Genomic DNA, 16,505 nt, shown 5'->3' with positions numbered 1-16,505 from the left:
AAGCACCTAATGTAGTAAATAACGACCAAATAGAAGGTCCCCGAGAATTAGTGTAAGGAGGCGACCTTTGAGCAGTGCGGTTTTACAGACGGTATCCGGCATATCCGGGGTACATACCCCTATACGATCGTTTCTGTTCGATAGCTGGATTTGCCTGCAGTGTCAGTGCTACACAAGAGCAAGCGTTGCGTAGGCTTAGGGGAGCCTGATTTGTTTTCCCCAGATCGTTTAGTTGTTGCTTGATCAGATCCTTGGCGCTTCGTTAATAAATTTACCCTTTTTGTCGATAAAGGCAACAAGCCGGTCTTTTTGCCCCCGAACGATCGTAGGATATGCATGCTCATGTTGGCATTCCCATCAGTGATTTAAATCGAAGCAGGGAATAGGTCAGGCTAGCAAAAAAAGCGTATTCGGGAAAGGTGGCCCATGCTGCCCCTTCCTTGGATTAGATACGCTACGGATGGTACGGCTGTGTTGGCGGCTCGTTTAGGGTTAGGAGGTATACGTGTGGATCTGGACGGGAAACAGGCGAACCGTATCAAGGGGTTTCTTTGGGAATAAGACTGCGAATAAATTCTCTACCCGCTCCTGTTTTGAGATATTTTTCTCTATTCATGGCTTCCTTTTTGGATTCAAATTCCTCAGTATGTATGACTTTCCAAGGGCGAAATTTAATCGTCCACCCCTTTTTGCCCAGTTCATTATGGGAGATCAGTCGTTTTTCCAGATCAGAAGTAAATCCGATATAGATTTTATTAAATTTTTCACTGTGGAGGACATAAACAGTAAACGTAACCATAAAAATAACAAAAAAGGCACTGTTTCCAGTGCCTTCCTAAGTAGCGGGAGCAGGACTCGAACCTGCGACCTTTGGGTTATGAGCCCAACGAGCTACCAACTGCTCCATCCCGCGATATATTTTTAATTTAAAATTTCAATTTTAGGGACTCGAACCTGCGTCCGCCGCGGCGGATATGAGCCCAACGATCCGCCGCGTCGGATCCATCCCGCAATATATTTTTAATTCAAAATTTCAATTTTAGGGACTCGAACCTGCGTCCGCTGCGGCGGATATGAGCCCAACGATCCGCCGCGGCGGATCCATCCCGCGATATATTTTTAATTTAAAATTTCAATTTTAGGGACTCGAACCTGCGTCCGCCGCGGCGGATATGAGCCCAACGATCCGCCGCGTCGGATCCATCCCGCAATATATTTTTAATTCAAAATTTCAATTTTAAGGATTTGAACCTGTGTCCGCCGCGGCGGATATAAGCCCAACGATCTGCCTGGGCGGATCCATCCTGCAAAATATTTTTAATTCAAAATTTCAATTTTGAGGATTTGAACCTGTGTCCGCCGCGGCGGATATAAGCCCAACGATCTGCCTGGGCGGATCCATCCTGCAAAATATTTTTAATTCAAAATTTCAATTTTGAGGATTATACTTCCGAGGGTCGGAATAAGCATTTTGCCTGTGAGGGCCGGTACAGGTCGAACCCCTTGCTGCGATCGACTTATCCGACTGTATATCTTGAATCAAAATTAGTTATAACCGCTTTTCGGTATTTTATACGGCATCAAAGGTTTTTTATCCCCCTGTCCGTTATTGTGATACAAAGGTAAGGACATATTCTCAAAAATCAAGTACCTTTGTAAAAAAAATGCGTCCATGCCCGAAAGCGAACACAAAGCAGGTTTTGTCAATATCATAGGAAAACCCAATGTGGGAAAATCTACCCTGATGAATGCCCTGTTGGGTGAAAAACTCTCGATCATATCCTCCAAAGCCCAGACCACGCGCCATCGGATTTTGGGAATCATGAACGAACCGGACTACCAAATTGTCTTTTCAGATACGCCCGGCATGCTCAAACCCAAGTACGAGCTGCACAAAAGCATGATGAGCTTTGTGAACTTATCGCTGGAGGATGCCGATGTGATTGTGTTCGTGACGGATTTGTTTGAAGACGATGCGGATATTGAGGAAATCATTGAAAAAATGAATGCCTCCGGTGTGCCGGTGCTTCTGCTCATCAATAAGATAGACCTGAACAAGGACGACAAATTAGAGGAAGTAACCCGATATTGGCAGGACCGCATTCAGGCCGTGGAAACCATCCCGGTTTCTGCGCTGGAAAATTTTAATTTGCAGAAGGTATTGAAGGAAATCCTGGACCGAATGCCGGTACATCCGCCCTTTTACGACAAGGAGGAACTGAGCGATCGTCCGGAGCGTTTCTTTGCTTCCGAAATCATCCGGGAAAAAATCTTTACCCACTACAAAAAAGAGATTCCCTACAGTACCGAGGTGCGGGTGGAGGAATTTGAGGAAACGGAGCAACTCATACGCATGCGGGCACTCATCTACGTGGAGCGTCCGAGTCAGAAGGGAATCCTCATCGGCGATAAGGGAAAGGCCCTGAAGCGGGTAGGTACCCTCGCCCGGCAGGAAATGGAGAAATTTTTCGGCAAGAAGGTCTTTCTGGAAACCTACGTAAAGGTGGAGGAAAACTGGCGTAAAAATAAGAATAAACTAAGAAAATTTGGTTACGACCAATAAAACAGCACATTATGGCTAATATTGTAGCAATTGTAGGGAGACCTAACGTGGGGAAGTCCACGCTTTTTAACCGGCTCATTGAGGAGCGAAAAGCCATCGAAGATAATCTTAGTGGAGTAACCCGGGACCGGCATTATGGACATGCACAGTGGGGAGGCAGGTTTTTTTCCGTGATCGATACCGGAGGGTACGTGACCGGATCGGATGAGATTTTCGAAAAAGAAATCAGAAAACAAGTGCGTCTGGCCATTGAAGAAGCCTCAGTGATTTTATTTGTGGTAGATTGCCTGGACGGGCTGACCGATCTGGACACCGAATTTGCGAAGGAGCTCAGGGGCACCGACAAGCCCTTATTCATGGTCGCGAACAAGGCAGATAACCTGGATAAAATGCTAATGGCCAATGAATTTTATGCATTGGGTCTCGGAGAAGAAAAGATTTTCCCCATCTCTTCGGCCAGCGGAAGCGGAATAGGAGACCTGTTGGACGAGGTGATCCAAAAGTTTCCGGACGAAGGTGAGGAAGACCCTGACGAGGGTGTTCCGAAACTATCCATTTTGGGGAGGCCCAATGTTGGAAAATCGTCCTTTCTCAACGCGCTGATTGGCAAAGAACGGTCCATTGTCACGGACGAAGCGGGCACTACCCGGGATGCGATCCACACCCGGTATCAACTCTATGGAAAGGATTACATCCTGACCGACACCGCCGGTATTCGTAAGAAAGCCAAGGTAAAAGAAGACATCGAGTTCTATTCCGTCATGCGTTCCCTGCGTACGCTGGAAGATTCTGACGTGGTCATTGTCATGGTGGATGCGACCCGGGGACTCGAAGCTCAGGATGTCAACCTGATTTCGCTGGCGATTAAAAACAACAAGGGGATCATGATCATGGTAAACAAATGGGATTTGATCGAAAAAGACCATAAAACCATGCAAACGTTTAAAGACGACATGACCCAAAAATTGGGGGAAAACAAATGGATTCCGATCATCTTTATCTCGGCGTTGACCAAGCAGCGGATCTTTCAGGCCATGGAACTGGCGATGAAAGTGTACGAAAACAAGCACCGAAAAGTCCCGACCTCCAAGTTAAACGAACGGTTGCTGCCTGAAATCGAAAAATATCCACCCCCTGCGAACAAGGGGAAATACATCAAAATCAAATACATTACCCAGTTGCCGACCAAGAATCCGGTGTTCGCCTTTTTCTGTAACTTGCCCCAATACATCAAATCTCCCTACACCCGATTTCTGGAAAACAGGCTGCGGGAAAACTTTGATTTTGAAGGGGTGCCCGTTAAAATCACCTACAAAAAGAAATAAGTTATGAATCGTCAGTGGTTAGTTGCATGGGTAGGATTGGTCCTGTTGGTTGCCTGTGAATCGGCGGAGGAAGCACCGGAACAGCCCCGATTATCCGGCGGCGTGTGGAATCTGGAAGCAGCCAGCGTGCAGGCTTCGGGCAGCGCCATGCTGCCGGGTTCCCCGATAGCAATTCCCGTATCCCTCACCGGAACCGGCGAGCAGTACCAAATGAGCGTAACATTCGCAGAGGATCCCCAATCGGTGGAAGCGACGGGCGGCTTTGTTTTTTCGGTAGAAGTAAGTACTGCCGGCCTTCCCCTCCGGACCGAGCGGTTTCCCATACAGGGCAGCGATCGCTTTACCGGAAATTGGGAGCTAAGGGATGGACAGCTGCGGATGCAGGATTTGGACGACTCCTTTGTGATGGAGGTGCTCGAATTTACCGACAACCGGCTGCGGGTTGCCACGGTGCCGGATGTATCGGATTTTGAGGAGTTTGACCTGGAGGGCGTCACGGTTGGGGAAGCCCGCGCAGAGTTCCTGCTGACGCGTTAGCATTCCCTTGTCATTGGTTTTTTTTCGGAACAACGATCCGTAGAGGTGGGCGCACTTCGATTCTTCCGGATCCGGCCTACCGTTTACCGGTATAGGGTATATAAACCACCTTTTTTGTAGAAAAAAACGGTTCGGTGAAGTAATCATCCAGAAAAAAGGAGACGTAACTCAGGTTCAGGGCTTCCAATTCTTCGTCCACCTCGCCCCCTTTCAGGTAAAATACACCGTTTTGAAAATCCTTGTGCAAGTCTTCCTTCCGAAATTTGCGCTGAACCCAGGGATAAAATTTTTCCATCCGGGTGACTGCCCTGCTGACGATAAAGTGATACGTACGGGTTAGGTTTTCCGCACGTACTTGCTGGGCTTCTATGTTTTTTAGGCCCAGTTGACGAACCACGTCTTTGACCACGGATATTTTCTTCCCGATGGAATCGACCAGGTGGAAGTGCGCGTCTGGAAACAAGATGGCCAGGGGGATCCCGGGGAAACCTCCTCCGGTGCCGATGTCCAGCACCTTGCTGCCGCCGGGAAACGCAATTACCCGGGCAATCCCGAGAGAATGCAAGACATGATGCAGGTAAAAATGCTCCATGTCCTTTCTGCTGATCACATTGATCTTGCTGTTCCAGTCCTGATAAAGGCCTCCAAGGCGTGCAAACTGCTCGATCTGAACGGGGCTAAGGTTTGGAAAATAAGACTGAATCAGGGTAGGGTTGGCGTCCATGGTTCAGATGTGCTCGTTTTTGCCCTGAGCGATTTCAAAAAGTAACTCCCTGGAGCGGTGTAGTTGGGCTTTCACGGTGCCCAGAGGTTTTCCCAGCTCTTCTGCAATTTCATCATAGGAGAGTTCATCAAAATACCGTAGTTTGACCAACTTGCGGTATTTGGCAGGTAGTTTGGAAACAAAAATCCGCACCATCTCTTTCCGTTGACTTTTGATGTATTCGTCCTGGGGATTGTTTTCGTCGTCTTCGATATCAATGGTCACCGAATTACCGCCATCGTCCGTCATGGTGTTGTTCAGGCTCATGGTTTTGAGTTTCTTTTTCCGGATAAAATCGATGGTATTGTTGGTCGCAATGCGAAAGAGCCAGGTACTGAAGGTATAGTCTTTTTTGAATTTATGCAAATTTCGAAATGCCTTCGCAAAGGCCTCCATGGTGAGGTCCTCTGCATCATCCGCATCGCGGATCATCTTGAGAATCATGAAATAAACGGCTTTTTTATAACGCTTCATCAGTGAGGCATAGGCCTGCTGGTCTTTCTCCCTGACCGCTTTGTCGATCAGTTCGAAATCCTCTAACGCTTTGTCCGAAAAACCTCTTTCGTTTATTTCCATTTAACCGTTCTTGACAGGTACCCTTGCATACCCAGTATCCAAAAATATACCATATACATGAGATCGAAAAACAGGGTCCAAGCCACTTTTCCCCGGCCTTCCAATTTTTTTTTGGCTTCACTGATGATCAGATACTGAATCATCGCTCTTGCCAAAACTAACCCCAATACCAAGGCAATTGGTTCCCAGTCGGTGCTAACAAAAAGGAGTCCGGCTCCCGTAGCCCAAAATACCAAATGACTTAACGTATACAGTCCCAGTTTTAGTTTATCCTTTGCCTGATAATATTTCCCCGCGTGGAAATGCCGCTTTTTTTGAATAAAATATTCCCGGAAGCTTGTTTTTGGCTGGGACACGGTGATGCTCTCCGGGTGGGCCACCACGGCGGTGTTGGCAGCCGTGGCATGACGGTTGACAAAGAGGTCATCGTCCCCCCCTTCTATGTGCCAGAGGGATTTAAACGCCTTCTTTTCCAGGAAGAAATCTTTTCGGTAGCAAAGGTTTCTGCCCACACCCATGAAGGGCGATTTCCAGTACCCAAAAGAAAAATAATAGATGGCAGTCATCAAGGTTTCAAACTGAATGACCTTGTTCAACAAGCCGGGTAAGGCCAGGTAGGAGCCGTGTCCCAGCGCGAAGGTTTTGCCCTCGTTACGTACCGGGGCTGACATGCGTTTGATCCAGTTGGGGGACACCGGCCGGCAATCGGCGTCGGTAAGTAAAACGGTGTCGTGTTTAGAAACTTTGATACCCAGTGTGAGCGCGTACTTTTTGGCTGTCAGGTGGGCAGGTGTGTAGCGGATATGCACCACCCGGAGTCCGGAATACTGACGGGAATACGCGTTCAACAGGGCTTCGGAGGCATCTGTAGAGCGGTCATTCACCACCACCACTTCAAATGTGGGGTATTGCTGTTGCATCAGCAGCGGAATCAGGTCCTTTAGATGGTCGGCTTCGTTTCGTGCTGCGATTACGATGGATACACCACTGGTATTCTGGTCCTGGGTACGCGCACTCCGGTTGGTATAAAAAAAAGCAAACCTTCCAAAGACAACCAGTAAATAGGTGAATTGAACTCCGGCAGCTAAAAAAAAGAGTCCCCATAAAATCATTTCCATAGCATTGCGCTTTGAAGGCAGCGTAAGATTAAATCAAAAATTTCGTTTCTTTTGTAGAAATGCACCTATTTTTGTGCGCAAATATACGGAGTAAAAGGGGGATTTTTCAACGAATGCCAGGAATGAAATTTAAACTTCAAGCGAAGGATCAGGCCAGCAAAGCCAGGGCGGGTGTACTACTGACAGACCACGGGGAAATCGAAACGCCGATATTTATGCCCGTGGGGACGGCGGGGACCGTAAAAGCAGTGCATCAGCGGGAGCTTACCTACGATGTGAAGGCACAAATAATTCTAGGCAACACCTACCATTTGTACCTTCGCCCCGGTCTAGAGGTCTTGGAGGCCGCCGGGGGATTGCATAAATTCATGGGATGGTCCGCGCCCATTCTGACCGATAGTGGCGGGTATCAGGTTTTTTCTTTGGCCGAAAGCCGGAAAATATCCGAAGAGGGTGTGGTCTTTCAGTCCCACATAGACGGTTCCAGGCACCATTTTAGCCCGGAATCGGTGATGGACATTCAGCGTAGTATCGGTGCGGATATCGTGATGGCCTTTGATGAATGCACGCCCTATCCCTGTGAGCGAAGCTACGCCAAGACTTCCATGGAGCTGACCCATCGCTGGTTGAAACGCTGCATCCAGCGTTTTGATGCCACCGAAGGAAAGTACGGATACCGGCAAGCGCTGTTTCCGATCGTGCAGGGGAGTACGTACAAAGACCTTCGACAGGAGGCTGCTCGTTTTGTAGCCGATCAGGAGAGAGAAGGCAACGCCATTGGGGGTTTGTCGGTCGGAGAACCTGCCGAATTGATGTACGAAATGACGGATCTGGTCACCGACCTCTTGCCAGCCGACAAACCGAGGTACCTCATGGGCGTGGGAACACCGGCCAATATCCTGGAAGGTATCGCGCTGGGGATCGACATGTTCGATTGCGTGATGCCCACCCGGAATGCGAGAAACGGTATGTTGTTTACCTCGGAGGGCATCGTCAATATCCGGAATGAAAAATGGAAAATGGATTTTTCTCCGCTGGATTCGGGATTTCAGTCGTATGTGAGTAATTTCTACAGCAAAAGTTACCTGCGCCACCTGACCCTCAGCAAAGAAATGCTGGCGGCTCAAATTGCGAGTATTCATAATTTATCCTTTTACCTTTGGCTTACCGGTCAGGCAAAAGAGCGGATTAAGGCAGGAGACTTTTTCTCCTGGAAAAAGCAAATGGTTGAAAAAGTAAGCCGGAGGTTGTAAACCGTGCCGGAGATTATCCGTCTGTATTGGAATGGCATAAACGACCCCTTGGTATGAAATTACTGGACAAGCTGATCATTCGGGATTTTCTCAAAACGTACCTGTTTGTAGTTTTGATGTTGATCCTGATCGTATTGGTGCTGGATTTTACGGAAAAAAACGACACCTATATCCGGAATAAGGTTCCTACCAAGGAGGTACTCCAGTACATGTTGAACTACGGGTTGTACCTCAACAACCTGCTCACGCCGATTACGGTCTTTATTTCGGTCATTTTCATTACCTCGAAAATGGCGGGAAGAACGGAGATTATTGCGATCTTGAGCAGTGGCGTTAGCTTTGTCCGCATGTTGGTTCCGTTTCTGGTCTCTGCCTGTCTCATTGCTCTGGTTAGTTTTTTTCTTAACGGTTGGGTCTTACCGGTGGCCACGGCCGGGGTCTCGGAATTTAAAGTCGAATACCTGGACAAGCAATACCAATCCAACCAACAAAACATCCATATCAAAGTGGCTCCAGATGTGTATGCCTACATTTCAAGGTATTATACCTCGGTCAATACCGGGCACGATTTTACACTGGAACAGATCGATTCGGGCAAGCTGGTGTCCAAGTTTTCGGCGGATCGCATCGTCTGGGATACGGCAAAAAATGCCTGGAGTGCGCGAAACTGGAAGTTGCGCGAACTGCGAGAGATGAAGGAGGAGTGGTCTACCGGGGAAGAACTGGATACCACCCTGTCCATCACCCCTAAGGATTTTGATCTGCCACTCAACCATCACGAGACGCTTACGCTTCCCCAACTCACTGAGCAAATTCAAATTTTGGAAGAAAGGGGCGCAGACAATATCAGTTTTTACCGCATCGAAAAATACGTGCGCTTCATGTCTCCCTTTGCGGCCATTTTGCTTACGTTTATCGGGGTGATCGTATCAGCCAAAAAGACCCGGGGAGGTTCCGGGTTCAAGATCGCTCTGGGATTTCTTTTGGCCTTTGTCTACATCATTCTGTTCCTGCTTTCCCGCACGTTTGCAGAGGCAGGTACGGCCTACCCGGTAATGGCGGTTTGGATACCAAATATTGTTTTTGGGCTTACGGGATTGGTGCTTTACAAAACCGTTCCCAGGTAAGATGGAGCAACAACTGGTTAAAGATTATCTCTGGCTTCACCTGGTGGTTTTCCTTTGGGGCTTCACCGCAGTCCTTGGCCTGCTCATTAGCCTCCCACCGGTAGAAATGGTAGCCTACCGAACGCTATTGGCAGGGATTGGGCTGGGAATTTTTATTCGTCTCAAAGGAAGGGGCTTGGGGGTGCCGTTGCAGGACCTTGCTCGGTTTATCGGAACAGGGGCGCTGATTGGTATTCATTGGATCCTTTTCTTTTGGGCGGCCCAGGTGTCTACCGTCTCGGTTTGTCTGGCCGGCATGGCTACCTGCTCCTTTTGGACCGCCCTGATTGAGCCCCTGGCAAACAGGCAACCGGTAAAATGGTACGAGTTGGTTCTGGGATTGCTGGTCATTGTCGGCTTGGTTGTGATTTTTAAATTCGAAGGGGGATATTGGCTGGGCCTGAGCCTGGCGCTGATTTCTGCGGTAGTAGGCGCCGTTTTTACGGTGATTAACGCGAAACTCACCCGCACCCGCAGTTCGTACATCATCACCTTTTACGAGATGGGTGGCGCGTTCCTGGCTTCCGTTTGTTTTTTGCCCGTTTATGCGGGGGTTGTTTCGGAAGTGGGGATCACATGGCTGCCGACTGGCTGGGATTGGTTTTGGCTCTTGGTACTATCGCAGGTATGTACGGTGGCGGCGTTTACCCTTTCGGTTGAGCTGATGAAGCGACTATCGGCATTTTCGATCAATCTGACCATCAACATGGAGCCAGTGTACGGCATATTGCTAGCTGTGCTGGTGTTTGGGGAACAGGAAAAAATGGCCGGGGAATTTTACCTGGGAACGGGCATCATCCTGGCCTCGGTAGCCATGTATCCCCTCATTCACTATGCCCTGAAGAAAAGAAGCATACGTCAATTGCGCCGTATTCAGTAGTTTAGGAAAGCTGCTGGGAGAAGGTGAAATAGCCGGAGGGAAAATTTAGCTTTTTCGGTTCTTCGGCAAAAAGGCCGATCACTGCGGACCCGGAACCGGACATGGCGGCGTACCAGGCACCTGCTGCGTAAAGCTGCGCTTTGATGGCGGCGATTTCCGGATATTTTGAAAAAATGCTGATTTCAAAATCATTGATCAGGTCCTGTTTCCAGGAAGCAGGATCGACCAAAACCTCCGGCAGTTTTTTTGCGGTCGGCGCCGGACGTACGCCCGCATAGGCTTCTGCCGTACCGATATGAATGGCCGGATGGACCAAAAACAACCAATTGCCCGCCAGGCTTAGTTTGACTTCTTCGAGGATTTCTCCCCTACCCCGGGCGAGTTGTGGCTTGTTTCGAATAAAAAAGGGACAATCGCTGCCCAATTTTCCCGCGTAATTCGCTAGTGTTTGATCGCTTATGTTTAAATCGAATATTTTGTTCAGCGCGGCAAGTGCAAAGGCGGCATCGGAGGAGCCGCCTCCGAGCCCCGCCCCGATGGGAATGTGTTTGTGCAAATGAAAAGCGACCGGAGAAACCTCGTGAAAATCTGCTGCGAGCATGCGGTAGGCCTTTACGATCAGGTTGTCTGCTTCGTTTCCAGGGATAGCGTTTCCGCTGCTGGCAAAAGTGAACGAGCGGGAGGGGATCATCTCCAGGGCATCGGTAAGGGGGATGGGGTACAGGCAACTCTCAATTTCATGAAATCCATCGCTCCTTTTTCCCAGGATGCGAAGGCCCAGATTGATTTTTGCGTTTGGAAAAGTAATCATGTCAGCGTGCGTTTGGTGTCAAAAGTAAAAGAAAGCGCTGAAATAGTTCCTATACCATTCCAAATTAACCTGCGGACGATTGAGCCGTCACTGGCCTCAGGTAAGGTCAGGACGTTGAGAGAGGGTGTTTTTGGCAAAAAAATTTAAGAATAATTTGTATCAGAATAATATTTTGAAATTTTTTCCATTGTTAAAATATAGAAAATTAAATTTCTCATTTAATGTAATAATAAACTATAATTTCTACTTTTATTTCAATCGCATAATTTTGTTGTTTTGTTCAAATTAAAAAAAGAAATAAAATATTGTAAGTATGGAATAAGGGTTTTAATATTGCATTATAATATACATGTCAATAGGAGAAAAAAGCCCTTTCGGGAGTAAAAATATGTTTATACGGGTTAGCGTCGTCGTCCTTATCGTCATTATCATCTAGTACAGGATGAAGTGCTAATCTATTTATACGATAGAAAAATTCAATAAAGTGCTTCATTTGAGTGAAGCACTTTTTTTTATAAGCCAGTTCTTAATAAAATCGATACAAAAGAATGAGTGATTCGAAAAAACACAGTTGGGAGGTAAGCGATAACCAGGAAAATCCTGCTTCCATGGCCATGTTGTACGCCACAGGTCTTACAGATGAGAAAATGAAGCAGCCGTTTGTGGGTGTGGCTAGCTGTGGATACGAAAGCAATCCCTGCAACATGCATCTGAACGATTTTGCCAGAGCCATTAAGGCCTCTACTGTGGAAGCGAAACTCACGGGAATGGTTTTTAACACCATAGGTATCAGCGACGGTATATCCATGGGCACCTCGGGCATGCGGTACAGCCTGCCTTCCAGGGAAATCATCGCTGATTCCATTGAATCCTTCATTTTGGGCCATGCTTTTGATGGAGTTATTGCCGTAGCCGGTTGCGACAAAAACATGCCCGGAGCAGTTATGGGCATGTTGCGGGTCAACCGACCCAGCATCATGGTGTACGGGGGAACGATTCGTTCGGGCAAGTACAAAGGGGAAAAGCTAAACATTGTTTCGGCATTTGAAGCCTATGGAAAGCGTATTAAGAATGAAATTAATGACGAGGATTACATGGGCGTCATTAAAAATGCCTGTCCGGGTGCCGGTGCCTGCGGTGGGATGTATACTGCAAACACCATGTCCTCGGCCATTGAGGCGATGGGTTTGTCGCTCCCTTACAGCGCTTCCAACCCGGCTACTTCTCCGGAAAAGGCAGCGGAATGTGAGGCCGCCGGAGCATACATCGCGAACCTGCTGGCCATGGACCTCAAGCCAAAAGACATACTAACAAGGAAAAGCATGGAAAATGCCGTAAGGGTGGTGGTTGCTCTGGCGGGTAGTACCAATGCGGTACTTCATTTGTTGGCCATCGCCCGCACAGCTGGCATTGATTTTGGACTGGAAGATCTGAAGCAAATCAATGCAACTACGCCAGTGCTGGGGGATTTCAAACCCAGTGGCAAGTACATGATGGAAGACCTGCATGAACAAGGTGGGCTCCCGGCATTTATGAAATACATGCTGAATAACGGAATGCTTCATGGGGATTGCATGACGGTCACCGGAAAGACCGTCGCGGAAAATCTCGCCAATGTCACTCCCGTGAAGGCGGAACGCGGAAATGTCATCCATCCCCTGGAGATCCCATCAAAGCAACGGGGCATTTGTGTATTTTGAGAGGGAATCTTGCACCGGAAGGGTCCGTTGCAAAAATCTCGGGCAAGGAAGGGATTTCGTTTACCGGACCTGCGAAAGTGTTTAATTCCGAGCAGGAGGCCAACGATGCCATGAAAAACCAGGAAATTCAGAAGGGAGATGTGGTCGTGATCCGTTACGTAGGTCCCAAAGGAGGGCCGGGTATGCCGGAGATGCTAAAACCCACCTCGATCATCATCGGCTCAGGCATGGGTGCGGATGTAGCCTTGATAACGGATGGCCGCTTTTCCGGAGGCACTCACGGTTTTGTGGTTGGTCACGTCACGCCAGAGGCATATATGGGCGGTCCCATAGGCTTGCTGCAAAATGGGGACGTGGTCACGATCAATGCCGAAACCCTGGAAATCAGTTGCAACGTGTCGGAAGAGACCTTTGCAGAGCGAAAGAAAACCTGGGTAAACAAAGACTTGAGCCATTTACAGGGTACCTTGAAAAAATATTCGCAGTTAGTTTCCACTGCATCCGAAGGATGCGTGACAGATAAAAGTTAACCACTATGAATGATTCACAAATGAGAGGGGCTGAAATTGTCATCAAATCGCTGGTGGCAGAGAATGCCAGATACATTTTTGGCTACCCCGGAGGCGCCATCATGCCTGTTTACGATGCCCTCTACGACTACATGGATCGCATACAGCACATTCTAACCCGGCACGAGCAGGGAGCAATTCATGCTGCCCAGGGCTATGCTCGGGTTTCCGGCCAGGTTGGCGTCTGTATGGCTACCTCCGGACCGGGCGCTACGAATTTGATTACCGGTCTGGCAGATGCCCTCATCGACAGCACACCGCTCGTGTGCATCACCGGACAAGTAGCTTCCCACCTGTTGGGCACCGATGCTTTCCAGGAAACGGATGTGGTGGGTATTTCCATGCCCGGCACCAAATGGAACATTCAGGTTCGCAGGGTGGAAGACATTGCTCCTGCCATTGCCAAGGGATTTCATATCGCCCGGTCGGGAAGACCGGGTCCGGTTTTGATTGACATCACCAAGGATGCCCAGACCAGTCTTGGGGAATTCAACTACGTGCCTTGTTTGAACATCCGTTCGTACCGACCCTATCCCAAAGTGGAAGATGCGATCATAGAAAAGGCTGCGAACCTGATCAATCAGGCCAGGAAGCCCTACGTTCTATTTGGTCAGGGAGTTATCCTGGGTAAGGCCGAACAGGCGCTGCAAGCATTCCTCGATAAATCCGGAATACCTGCGGCTTGTACCCTTCTGGGCACCGGAGCCCTTTCGGAGGAACACCCGAATTTCGTTGGAAAATTAGGCATGCACGGCAATTACGGACCGAACTTACTTACGAATCAGTGTGACGTATTGATTGCTGTTGGGATGCGTTTTGACGACCGGGTTACCGGGGATGTGAAGCGGTATGCCAAGCAAGCGAAGGTAATTCACCTGGAATTGGATCCGGCGGAAATCGATAAGACGGTGAAGAGTGAAGTAGCCGTTGTAGGCGACTGCAGGATCAGCCTGGAAAAGCTTACAGAAAAGGTGGCGAAGAAAACCCATCCCGAATGGATTCAGGAATTCCGTGAACTGGAGGCCGAAGAGAAGCGGGTGGTTGTGGGGAACGATCTTTCACCGACCAAGGTAGGTTTGACCATGGGCGAAGTGATTCGCCATATCAACGAATTCAAGGCGGACGATGCAATCCTGGTAACCGATGTGGGGCAACACCAAATGGTGGCCTGGAGGTATTTTGAATACAAGACCACCCGTACCCAGGTCACCTCCGGAGGACTCGGTACGATGGGATTTGCACTTCCGGCTGCCCTAGGAGCCCAGCTTCACGATTACAACCGGCAGGTTATTTGCGTGGTGGGCGACGGAGGTATCCAAATGACCTTTCAGGAATTGGGCACCATCATGCAAACCAAAGCGCCGGTAAAAGTGGTGTTGTTGAACAACAATTTCCTGGGAATGGTACGGCAATGGCAGCAATTGTTTTTTGACAAACGCTATTCTTTTACCGAGTTGGACAATCCGGACTTTATGAAGATCGCCGAAGCCTACAACTTCAAAGTACAAAAAGTAGACGAGCGATCGGATTTACGTCAGGCAGTAGCCGAGATGTTTGTACACGACGGCCCCTATTTTCTGGAGGTAGTCGTAGAAAAAGAGGACAACGTTTTCCCAATGATCGCCTCGGGAAGCTCAGTAGAAGAAGTTAGACTTAGTTGATTCAGATGCATAAAAAATATACAATTTCTGTTTTTACGGAAAATTTTATTGGCATTCTCAGCCGGATCACCCTGATATTTACCCGTAGAGGGATCAATATTGATGGATTTACGGCATCTGAGAGCCGGGAAGAGGGTATCTATCGGATTACGATCGTAGTGAATACCAGCCAGGAACAAATCATTCAGCTGACCAAACAGATTGAGAAAATCATCGACGTGATCAAAGCATTTTATTACCTGGATGAGGAGATGGTTTTTCAGGAAATTGCCTTGTACAAAATCCCCATTGACAGCATCGATTCCGGGCTGGAAAAGGTCATCCGGCAACATAATGCCCGGATTATTTCCGCCGAGAAAGATTTTGTGGTCATTGAAATGACCGGGCATAAAGAAGAGACACAGGAGCTGTTGGAAGTATTGAAAGACTTTAATGTGTTGGAATTTGTGCGTTCGGGAAGAGTTGCGGTAGCGAAACCCATGGAAACGATTGACAAGTATTTGTAACTAATTTAAATTAAATTTTACTCTATAATTATGAAACTGAAGTTCGGTACAGTTGAAGAAAATGTCGTAACAAGAGAAGAATTTCCTCTTGAAAAAGCCAAAGAAGTACTAAAAAACGAAGTAATAGCCGTGCTTGGATACGGTGTACAGGGACCTGGCCAAGCCCTAAACCTCAAAGACAACGGTTTCAACGTGATCGTTGGACAGCGTAAGGGTTCTAAAACCTGGGACAAAGCCGTTGCCGATGGCTGGGTTCCCGGAGAGACTTTGTTTGAATTGGAGGAAGCCTGCGAAAAAGGTACGATTCTTCAGTTTTTGCTTTCCGATGCGGGTCAGATTGCCTTGTGGCCCACGGTAAAGAAACACCTGACCCCTGGGAAGGCCCTGTATTTCTCCCATGGTTTTGGGATTACCTATAAAGATCAGACGGGCATCATTCCTCCAAAAGACGTAGACGTAATATTGGTAGCTCCCAAAGGCTCCGGAACTTCGTTGCGCAGGATGTTTGTTGAGGGTAGAGGGTTGAATTCTTCCTTTGCGATCTATCAGGACGCAACCGGCAATGCCCGCGATCGTGTGGTGGCATTGGGCATCGGGGTAGGATCCGGATATTTGTTTGAGACGGATTTTTACAAAGAAGTAACCTCAGACCTTACCGGAGAGCGCGGAACCCTGATGGGTGCCATTCAAGGGATCTTTGCTGCCCAGTACGAGGTGCTGCGGGCCAACGGGCATTCTCCCTCTGAGGCATTCAACGAAACGGTGGAAGAACTTACCCAAAGTTTAATGCCGCTGGTCGCGGAAAATGGCATGGATTGGATGTACGCCAATTGTTCCACAACGGCCCAGCGAGGAGCCCTGGATTGGTGGAAACCCTTTCGGGACGCGACCAAACCTGTTTTTGAAGAACTGTACAACAGTGTAAAAACCGGAAAAGAGGCGGCCAAATCGATCGAATCGAATAGCAAGTCGGATTACCGGGTAAAACTGGAGGAAGAACTAAAAGAACTTAGGGATTCAGAAATGTGGCAAGCGGGTGCTACGGTACGCAAGTTGCGCCCGGAAAATAATTAAATA

Annotated in this window: 14 protein-coding genes, 1 tRNA gene and 1 pseudogene; 10 read left to right on the top strand and 6 right to left on the bottom strand. The window is 48.4% G+C overall.

What is annotated here, in order from left to right; genetic code table 11:
* Window positions 1–538 precede the first annotated feature (538 nt).
* Together ABWH99_RS22895 and ABWH99_RS22890 are read right to left on the bottom strand one after the other, a co-directional pair.
* Entirely contained in the window at window positions 539–799 is a 261-nt protein-coding gene (locus ABWH99_RS22895; RefSeq protein ID WP_375584090.1) for a GIY-YIG nuclease family protein, read from the bottom strand.
* 41 nt (window positions 800–840) lie between these two features.
* Window positions 841–913 (bottom strand) — tRNA-Met (locus tag ABWH99_RS22890).
* 759 nt (window positions 914–1,672) lie between these two features.
* On the opposite strand from ABWH99_RS22890, the gene era reads away from it, so the two are divergent.
* From era to ABWH99_RS22875, 3 genes are read left to right on the top strand one after another with little or no spacing between them, the layout of a single operon-like run.
* On the top strand, window positions 1,673–2,563 hold the full coding sequence (gene era, locus ABWH99_RS22885) for a GTPase Era (RefSeq protein ID WP_375584089.1): 891 nt from the start codon (window positions 1,673–1,675) through the stop codon (window positions 2,561–2,563).
* An 11-nt stretch (window positions 2,564–2,574) separates the two neighbouring features.
* The gene (gene der / locus ABWH99_RS22880) at window positions 2,575–3,888 is read left to right on the top strand and encodes a ribosome biogenesis GTPase Der (RefSeq protein ID WP_375584088.1); all 1,314 of its coding nucleotides are present in this window, start codon (window positions 2,575–2,577) and stop codon (window positions 3,886–3,888) included.
* A 3-nt stretch (window positions 3,889–3,891) separates the two neighbouring features.
* Window positions 3,892–4,425 (top strand): hypothetical protein, encoded by a 534-nt coding sequence (locus tag ABWH99_RS22875; protein WP_375584087.1) that lies wholly within the window; start codon window positions 3,892–3,894, stop codon window positions 4,423–4,425.
* Between the two features lie 76 nt (window positions 4,426–4,501).
* On the opposite strand, the gene rsmG is transcribed toward ABWH99_RS22875, so the two are convergent.
* From rsmG to ABWH99_RS22860, 3 genes are read right to left on the bottom strand one after another with little or no spacing between them, the layout of a single operon-like run.
* Window positions 4,502–5,149, bottom strand: a complete 648-nt coding sequence (gene rsmG, locus ABWH99_RS22870) for a 16S rRNA (guanine(527)-N(7))-methyltransferase RsmG (RefSeq protein ID WP_375584086.1) — start codon at window positions 5,147–5,149, stop codon at window positions 4,502–4,504.
* A 3-nt stretch (window positions 5,150–5,152) separates the two neighbouring features.
* A complete protein-coding gene (locus ABWH99_RS22865) occupies window positions 5,153–5,764 on the bottom strand; it encodes an RNA polymerase sigma factor (RefSeq protein WP_375584085.1) in 612 nt (203 codons plus the stop codon).
* Window positions 5,755–6,882 carry a glycosyltransferase gene (locus ABWH99_RS22860; protein ID WP_375584084.1) on the bottom strand — a complete coding sequence of 376 codons (1,128 nt, stop codon included), beginning with the start codon at window positions 6,880–6,882 and terminating at the stop codon, window positions 5,755–5,757. The genes ABWH99_RS22865 and ABWH99_RS22860 overlap by 10 nt, the downstream gene beginning before the upstream one ends.
* A gap of 122 nt (window positions 6,883–7,004) precedes the next feature.
* On the opposite strand from ABWH99_RS22860, the gene tgt reads away from it, so the two are divergent.
* Genes tgt through ABWH99_RS22845 form a run of 3 tightly spaced genes read left to right on the top strand, consistent with a single transcriptional unit; the run spans window position 7,005 to window position 10,181 of the window.
* Entirely contained in the window at window positions 7,005–8,135 is a 1,131-nt protein-coding gene (gene tgt, locus ABWH99_RS22855; protein ID WP_375584083.1) for a tRNA guanosine(34) transglycosylase Tgt, read from the top strand.
* A 53-nt stretch (window positions 8,136–8,188) separates the two neighbouring features.
* Entirely contained in the window at window positions 8,189–9,262 is a 1,074-nt protein-coding gene (locus ABWH99_RS22850) for an LptF/LptG family permease (protein ID WP_375584082.1), read from the top strand.
* Between the two features lies 1 nt (window position 9,263).
* Complete coding sequence (locus ABWH99_RS22845) at window positions 9,264–10,181, top strand: DMT family transporter (protein ID WP_375584081.1); 918 nt, start codon at window positions 9,264–9,266, stop codon at window positions 10,179–10,181.
* A gap of 1 nt (window position 10,182) precedes the next feature.
* Here ABWH99_RS22845 and ispE read toward each other — a convergent pair whose 3' ends face one another.
* The gene (ispE, locus tag ABWH99_RS22840; RefSeq protein WP_375584080.1) at window positions 10,183–10,992 is read right to left on the bottom strand and encodes a 4-(cytidine 5'-diphospho)-2-C-methyl-D-erythritol kinase; all 810 of its coding nucleotides are present in this window, start codon (window positions 10,990–10,992) and stop codon (window positions 10,183–10,185) included.
* Between the two features lie 548 nt (window positions 10,993–11,540).
* Here ispE and ilvD point away from each other — a divergent pair.
* The 4 genes and pseudogenes from ilvD (at window position 11,541) to ilvC (ending at window position 16,502) form a co-directional block, all read left to right on the top strand.
* Window positions 11,541–13,222: pseudogene (ilvD, locus tag ABWH99_RS22835) on the top strand (dihydroxy-acid dehydratase).
* A gap of 5 nt (window positions 13,223–13,227) precedes the next feature.
* On the top strand, window positions 13,228–14,922 hold the full coding sequence (gene ilvB, locus ABWH99_RS22830; protein ID WP_375584079.1) for a biosynthetic-type acetolactate synthase large subunit: 1,695 nt from the start codon (window positions 13,228–13,230) through the stop codon (window positions 14,920–14,922).
* Between the two features lie 5 nt (window positions 14,923–14,927).
* A complete protein-coding gene (gene ilvN, locus ABWH99_RS22825) occupies window positions 14,928–15,428 on the top strand; it encodes an acetolactate synthase small subunit (RefSeq protein ID WP_375584078.1) in 501 nt (166 codons plus the stop codon).
* A gap of 30 nt (window positions 15,429–15,458) precedes the next feature.
* Window positions 15,459–16,502, top strand: a complete 1,044-nt coding sequence (ilvC, locus tag ABWH99_RS22820; RefSeq protein WP_375584077.1) for a ketol-acid reductoisomerase — start codon at window positions 15,459–15,461, stop codon at window positions 16,500–16,502.
* The last annotated feature ends 3 nt before the right edge of the window (window positions 16,503–16,505 follow it).

Origin of the sequence: Cyclobacterium xiamenense, assembly GCF_042140265.1 — a bacterium.
GTDB lineage: Bacteria > Bacteroidota > Bacteroidia > Cytophagales > Cyclobacteriaceae > Cyclobacterium > Cyclobacterium xiamenense_A.
This window is presented reverse-complemented; position numbering and strand designations above follow the sequence as displayed.

Bases quoted from the DNA above. Each gene is read 5' to 3' on its own strand.
- ABWH99_RS22895 (WP_375584090.1), bottom strand. From the start codon at position 799: ATGGTTACGTTTACTGTTTATGTCCTCCACAGTGAAAAATTTAATAAA.
- era (WP_375584089.1), top strand. From the start codon at position 1,673: ATGCCCGAAAGCGAACACAAAGCAGGTTTTGTCAATATCATAGGAAAA.
- der (WP_375584088.1), top strand. From the start codon at position 2,575: ATGGCTAATATTGTAGCAATTGTAGGGAGACCTAACGTGGGGAAGTCC.
- ABWH99_RS22875 (WP_375584087.1), top strand. From the start codon at position 3,892: ATGAATCGTCAGTGGTTAGTTGCATGGGTAGGATTGGTCCTGTTGGTT.
- rsmG (WP_375584086.1), bottom strand. From the start codon at position 5,149: ATGGACGCCAACCCTACCCTGATTCAGTCTTATTTTCCAAACCTTAGC.
- ABWH99_RS22865 (WP_375584085.1), bottom strand. From the start codon at position 5,764: ATGGAAATAAACGAAAGAGGTTTTTCGGACAAAGCGTTAGAGGATTTC.
- ABWH99_RS22860 (WP_375584084.1), bottom strand. From the start codon at position 6,882: ATGGAAATGATTTTATGGGGACTCTTTTTTTTAGCTGCCGGAGTTCAA.
- tgt (WP_375584083.1), top strand. From the start codon at position 7,005: ATGAAATTTAAACTTCAAGCGAAGGATCAGGCCAGCAAAGCCAGGGCG.
- ABWH99_RS22850 (WP_375584082.1), top strand. From the start codon at position 8,189: ATGAAATTACTGGACAAGCTGATCATTCGGGATTTTCTCAAAACGTAC.
- ABWH99_RS22845 (WP_375584081.1), top strand. From the start codon at position 9,264: ATGGAGCAACAACTGGTTAAAGATTATCTCTGGCTTCACCTGGTGGTT.
- ispE (WP_375584080.1), bottom strand. From the start codon at position 10,992: ATGATTACTTTTCCAAACGCAAAAATCAATCTGGGCCTTCGCATCCTG.
- ilvB (WP_375584079.1), top strand. From the start codon at position 13,228: ATGAATGATTCACAAATGAGAGGGGCTGAAATTGTCATCAAATCGCTG.
- ilvN (WP_375584078.1), top strand. From the start codon at position 14,928: ATGCATAAAAAATATACAATTTCTGTTTTTACGGAAAATTTTATTGGC.
- ilvC (WP_375584077.1), top strand. From the start codon at position 15,459: ATGAAACTGAAGTTCGGTACAGTTGAAGAAAATGTCGTAACAAGAGAA.